The organism is Inquilinus limosus MP06 (genome assembly GCF_000767795.1).
Classification (GTDB): domain Bacteria; phylum Pseudomonadota; class Alphaproteobacteria; order DSM-16000; family Inquilinaceae; genus Inquilinus; species Inquilinus limosus_E.
Window position 1 is genome coordinate 1 of record NZ_JANX01000387.1, and the last position, 6,117, is coordinate 6,117.

Here is a 6,117-nt window from a genome sequence, read left to right on the forward strand (position 1 = left end):
CACGCGCCAGGGCGATGCCGGACGCCTCGCCGCGCTCCGACAGCAGCGCGCGGCAGAGGCCGGCCGGGCCCTGCGGCCAAGGCCGGCCGCGGCCGAAGGCGAAGAGCTCGAAGCCGCGATCGGCGATCGAGTTGATGAGGTCGGTGATCTGCATGAGACGCCCGTTCCGCTTCCACCAGACGTGGTCAGGCTAGTGTGCTTCGCGCCTGCGGGACAATCGCGCCTGGCGCATGCCCGCGATCCGGATGGCTCGGCCGCAAACGAAAAGGGCGGCGCCGACGGCGCCGCCCTTCCTGCCGATCAATCCGGCCTCAGTTGCGCCGGCTGATGACCACCAGCGAGGCGGCGGACACCGCCAGGCTCTGCACGATCGAGCCGACATCCCGCACCAGCCGATACAGATCGAACGGCGTCAGGTCGCGCGGCACGATGATGACGGACCCGGGCGGCACCCGGACCGAGCTGTAGCTCCAGGACGACAGGTCCAGCGGCTGCGCCTGCCCGTTCGGCATGACGACGAAGGCGCGGCCGGTATCCGCGGCCTTGGTCGTGCCGCCGGCAAAGTCGACATAATCGTCGGCGGTCAACTTGCCGTCATACTGGACCGTGCCCGGGTTGAGCACTTCGCCCGACACCGTGACGAAGAGCGGCCGCTTCGGCACGAAGAGCTGGTCGCCCGCGTCGAGCGTGAAGTCGAGCTCGGGCTTGGCGGCCAGCACCGTGGGATCGGCCTCGATCACCACGCGGCCGGCGGCCGGGATGCTCTTCAGCTCGGAAATCAGGCTCTGGATCGCCGGCAGGGCCGCGGTCGCGCTCTTGCCGCTGTCGTCACTGCTCTGCTGGACCAGCTGGGGCAGCCCCGCCTGGATCTCGCGGGCGGTGCGCTCATAGCCCTGCTGCTGCTGCTGCCGCACGGCCTCGCGAGTGAACACCGCGCCGTAGGGGAAGGCCTGGTTGGTATAGCCCCCCGCGCGCTGGATCAGCTGCAGCAGCGTCTCGCCACGGCGGATCACATAGCGGCCGGGATGGGTGAACTCGCCGGCCAGCGTGACCGTCCCGTCCTCACGCAGCTGCGGATTCTGCGGGATGCGGATGCTGTCGCCGGGGTTCAGCTTGATCGAGGCGGTGCTGGCGCCGAGGCTCTGCACCGACCGCCAGGAGCCGCTGAGGTTGGATGGCGACAGGGTCGAGAAATAGCCGACCTCGATGGCGCGGCGGTCAGCCTCGACCGTGGTGCCGCCGGCGATATCGAGCACGGTGGCGAGCGAGGTGCCCGGAATGATCGGGTAGCTGCCCGGCACCCGCACCTGGCCGTCGAGCGAGACCACATGCTCGATCACGAAGGGCAGCAGGTCCGGAATGTCGTCGAAGATCTGCGGGCAGGCCCGGTTGACCTGCAGCGAACCGCCTCCCTGCAGGTTCTGGAACGTCTGCCGCGCGTTGCGGAAGCGGCCGGTGGAGTCGTTCCGCACCGCCTCCGCCAGCGACCGCAGGCCGAGGCAGCTGCCGCTGACATTGTTGGCCGGGGGCAGGCTGGAGGTCAGTGTCGGATTCACCGCCTGGACGTTCTGCGACACGTCCGGCGCCGCCGAGCGGGCCTGGGCCGGCTGGATACCGGCCAGCAGGGACTGGACGTCGTCGGCGCCGAGATAGCGGATGTCCTCGCGCGACAGCACGATCAGCTTGTCGCGATCGTGCAGCCGGATATTGCCGCCGCCGCGCAGCGCCACGCCCAGATTGACGGGCACGAATTTGCGGATCCGCGTGGTCGGATCGGTGGTCTGGATCACGCCGAACGGCAGATAGGCGTCGTCCGCCAGGATCGGAGGATCCGCCAGCAGTGCGCGCAGGGTCGGCGCGCTGGTCAGCGGCCGGACGCCGGCGACCGTGACGTTGCCGCTGACCGAGACACTGCCGACGCGCAGATCCTGCGACAGCGTCACCTGGATGATGTCGCTGGTCTGTACCGGCACCGCGGTCTGGCCCGACAGGTTCTGCACCTGGTCCTGGCCGTTGCGGTCGAGCCGCAGCAGGTTGAACCGGTTGCCGGCCGGGCGGATCGGACCGCCGGCATAATCCAGCATCTCGGCGACGCTGAGAGGGCCGGCGGCATCCGGCGGCATCTCGAAGATGCCGGGCCGGACCACGTCGCCGGCGACCGCGACCGTGCGCCCGATCGTCGGGATGGAGATGCGGTCGCCGTCCTGCAGCAGCAGGTCGGCCTCGTTGCTGTATCCCATCAGGAAGCCGTAGAGGTCGACCACCTTGGTCTGCCCCTGCCGGATCAGCGAGACCGTGCGCAGCGAGCCCGTCTTCTTGATGCCGCCGCCGGCGGTCAGAGCGTCGACCAGGGTCGAGAAGCTGGTCAGGGTCTGGGTGCCCGGCTTTGCCACCTCGCCGGTCAGAGTCACCGAGATCGCCCGGACATCGCCGAGCGACACGAAGGCCTCGGTCGAGACGTAGTTCTCGCGGACCCGGGTCTCGATCTCGCGGCGCAGATCGCCGAAGGAGCGGCCGGCGGCCGGGATCGGCGGCAGATCCTGCAGGATCAGGCGTCCCTCGCGGTCGACCGTGGCGCTGATGCCCTGGTTCACCTGGCCGCGCAGCGTGACCACGATCTGGTCGCCGATGCCGATGACGTAGTTCTCGCTGACGGCGCCGCTGACCACCTGGCTCGCCACCGCGCCGCCGCCGAAGACATCATAGCCGAACTGGTTGATGTCACTGCTCAGGCGCCGCCCGTAGTCGGCCTCGATGCGCGAGAGGGACGAGGCGGAAACGGTGGATGACGGCAGGCCCGGCGAGACTACCGCCGGCTCGGTGACCTGGGCCGGCGTCGTCGAAGGCACGCGCGGTCCGCTCGGGATGGTCACGCCATCGGGCTGGATACCCTGCTGCTGCAGCTGCGACGGGTTGATGCCGAGCTGCTGCAGCTGGTCGACCAGCGCGTTCAGCTGAGCGTGACCCGCCACCGGGGTCAGCACCAGAATGCCGCAGGCCAGCAGGGCCGGGCCGATGCCGTAGCGAAGGGTCCATCGGAGTCGACGCGCCTCGCCCTGCCGGTCGTGGCGACGGTCACTGTGCACAGGCTTCATGGTCCCCCGCTTCTGACTTTTAAATGCCCGATCACGGCGCTGATCGAGCCAACGCCCCCAATGTTCCAACTTCTGAACGATCTGGCCGGCAAAGAAAACCCGAATCAACCCACTGTCCCTCAACCTGATGCGCAGACTTCGATCGGCTCGACCCCCTGGCCGCGGATTTTCTTCAGCCGTTCCAGCACCCGGCAGGCATAGGCGAATTGCCGGTCCGGGTCACTGGAATGATAATGCGCGATCGCCTGCAGCCAGTTTCCGTATTTGTTGAACAACCGCCGCAGGAAATAGGCGCCGTAGATCACATTGTATTGTGGCTGAAAGATGAGCGTGTAATCCGGCAGCGTCTGCTTGTGATAGCGCAGAGAAATCTGCATGCAGCCGACGTCGATGTTGGGGCTCTCTCCGCCGCCGTTGTCCTCGATCGCCGCCTTCATGGCGGCCAGGCTGCTCGGGAACATGGGCGTCCCGCCGACATTGAGGGCCCAGGGATAGGGATCGCCCTTCCCGCCCGATTCGGTCTGCGCGATCGCCAGCAGCATGCCGCGGGGGATGCCGAAAGCCCCCTCCATCGCCAGGATGTAGGGCGTACAGCTTTCCTGCGCCCGCGCCGGCGCGGGTGCCGCAGCCAGGCCGAACAGGACTATCGCGAGCGCCGCGATCCGACCGAATCCCCTCACCAATGCAACCGGCTTCCCCCGCCAATCGATGAGACGCTTTTAGCACAAAGCTCCGATTCGGCAGAATACTGCCGTATTAAACCAGCCGACCGGCGCGGATCACGGCACGGCACGGGTTGTAGGCGATGCGGTAGGACAGCTCCGCCGGATCGTCCACGTCCCAGAACACCAGATCGGCCGCCAAACCCGGGGCCAGCCGGCCGCACTCGTCGGCCAGGCCCAGCGCCCGCGCGGCGTTGCGGGTGACGCCGGCCAGCGCTTCCTCCGGCGTCAGCCGGAACAGGGTGCAGCCCATGTTCAGCATCAGCAGCAGCGACGTTGCCGGCGAGGTGCCGGGATTGTTGTCGGTGGCGAGGGCCATCGGCACGCCGTGCCGGCGGAACGCCCCGACGGGCGGCAGCTGGGTCTCGCGCAGGAAGTAGAAGGCGCCCGGCAGCAGCACTGCCACGGTGCCGGCCCGGCCCATCTCCTTGGCGCCCGATTCGCTGGTGTATTCGAGATGATCGGCCGACAGGGCCCCGAACCGGGCGGCCAGCGCCGCGCCGTCCTGGTCGGAGAGCTGATCCGCGTGCAGCTTCACCGGCAGCCCGAGCGCCTTGGCGGCGCGGAACACCCGCTCGACCTGGACCGGCGAGAACGCGATCTTCTCGCCGAAGGCGTCGACCGCATCGGCGAGGCCGTCCCGGGCGATCGCCGGCAGCATCTCCTCGATCACGCGGTCGAGATAGCGCTCGGGTTGGCCGCGATCCTCCGGCGGCACGGCATGGGCGCCGAGGAAGCTGCGCTGCACCCGCAGCCCCCTCTCCTGCCCCAGCCGGCCGGCGACGCGCAGCATCTTCGTCTCGGTGGCCAGGTCCAGCCCGTAGCCGGATTTGATCTCGACGGTGGTCACGCCCTCGGCCGCCAGCGCGTCGAGCCGCTTGCGGGCCGAGGCCAGCAGCTCCTCCTCGGCGGCGGCGCGGGTGGCGGCGACGGTCGAGACGATGCCGCCGCCGGCGCGCGCGATCTCCTCATAGCTGGCGCCGTGCAGCCGCATCGCGAATTCGCGGGCCCGGTCGCCGCCATGGACCAGATGGGTGTGGCAATCGATCAGCCCGGGCGTGATCCAGGCGCCGCCGGCATCCTCGACGTCCGTGGCCAAGCGGCCCGGCGCGCCGGGCAGGTCCGCCTGCCGTCCGACCCAGGCGATGCGGTCCCCCTCGATCGCGATCGCACCCTCCGGAATGGCGCCGTAGCCGTCGCCCGCCATGGTCGCCAGCCGCGCATTGATCCACAGCCGATCCCACATCCCTCTTTCCCTTCGGCAATCCGGGTCTATTCTGCCGCACCGCGCTTCATCTCACGGGATGCCGTCTCTTGACCACGCGCTATTTCGCCGATGCCGCCCTGCTGGCCGATGGCTGGGCCGAGAATGTCCTGATCGAGGTCGACGGCCGGGGCGACATCGCCCGCGTCTCGGCCCGGGCGGAGCGCGGGGATGCGGAGCCGATCGCGGGCGTCGTCCTGCCGGGGATGGCGAACCTGCACAGCCATGCCTTCCAGCGCGCCATGGCCGGCCTGGCCGAGACCGCCGCGGGCCCGGGCGACGATTTCTGGAGCTGGCGCGAGCAGATGTACCGCTTCGTCCGCGTGCTCGACCCCGCCCAGGTCGAGGCGGTGGCCGCCCAGCTCTATGTCGAGATGCTGAAGGCCGGCTACACCTGCGTGGCCGAGTTCCACTACCTGCACCACCAGCCGGACGGCACGCCCTATGCCGACCGGGCGGAGCTGTCGCGCCGGGTGATCGCGGCGGCGAAGGCCACCGGCATCGGCATCGCCCATCTGCCGGTGCTGTACAACACCGGCGGCTTCGGCGGCCAGAAAGCCGGCGACGGCCAGCGCCGCTTCCTGAACGATGTCGACGGCATCCTCGACATCATCGGCCGGCTGCGCGCCGACCATGACGGCGACCCGGACGTCCGCATCGGCGTCGCCCCGCATTCGCTGCGCGCCGTGCCGCCCGAGTTGCTGGCCGGGGTGGTGGCGGGCATGACCGCGGCCGACCCGGCGGCGCCGATCCACATCCACATTGCCGAGCAGGTGAAGGAGGTCGAGCAGTGCCTGGCCTGGAGCGGCGCCAGGCCGGTCGAATGGCTGCTCGGTCACGCCGCGGTCGACGACCGCTGGTGCCTGGTCCACGCCACCCATCTGACCGAGGCCGAGACCGGCGGACTGGCGGCCAGCGGCGCGGTCGCCGGGTTGTGCCCGACCACCGAGGCCAATCTCGGCGACGGGCTGTTCCCCCTCGCCCCCTATCTCGCCGCCGGCGGCGCGCTGGGCATCGGCTCGGATAGCCATATCTC

The 6,117-nt window shown here is 69.6% G+C and carries 4 protein-coding genes; 1 reads left to right on the forward strand and 3 read right to left on the reverse strand.

Translation table 11 applies throughout. The annotated features are described in order from the left end of the window. Positions 1 to 311 precede the first annotated feature (311 nt). The 3 genes from P409_RS23725 to hutI all read right to left on the reverse strand — a co-directional run bounded on the left by P409_RS23725 (position 312) and on the right by hutI (position 5,063). Positions 312 to 3,095, reverse strand: a complete 2,784-nt coding sequence (locus tag P409_RS23725; protein WP_052121287.1) for an SLBB domain-containing protein — start codon at positions 3,093 to 3,095, stop codon at positions 312 to 314. Between the two features lie 119 nt (positions 3,096 to 3,214). After that, positions 3,215 to 3,775: a lytic transglycosylase domain-containing protein gene (locus tag P409_RS23730; RefSeq protein WP_238578756.1), complete on the reverse strand. Its 561-nt coding sequence runs from the start codon at positions 3,773 to 3,775 to the stop codon at positions 3,215 to 3,217. A 76-nt stretch (positions 3,776 to 3,851) separates the two neighbouring features. Then, positions 3,852 to 5,063: an imidazolonepropionase gene (hutI, locus tag P409_RS23735; RefSeq protein ID WP_034844493.1), complete on the reverse strand. Its 1,212-nt coding sequence runs from the start codon at positions 5,061 to 5,063 to the stop codon at positions 3,852 to 3,854. A gap of 68 nt (positions 5,064 to 5,131) precedes the next feature. Between hutI and hutF the strand changes: the two genes are divergently transcribed. Next, on the forward strand, positions 5,132 to 6,117 hold a 986-nt coding region (gene hutF / locus P409_RS23740; protein ID WP_034844494.1), incomplete at its 3' end, for a formimidoylglutamate deiminase.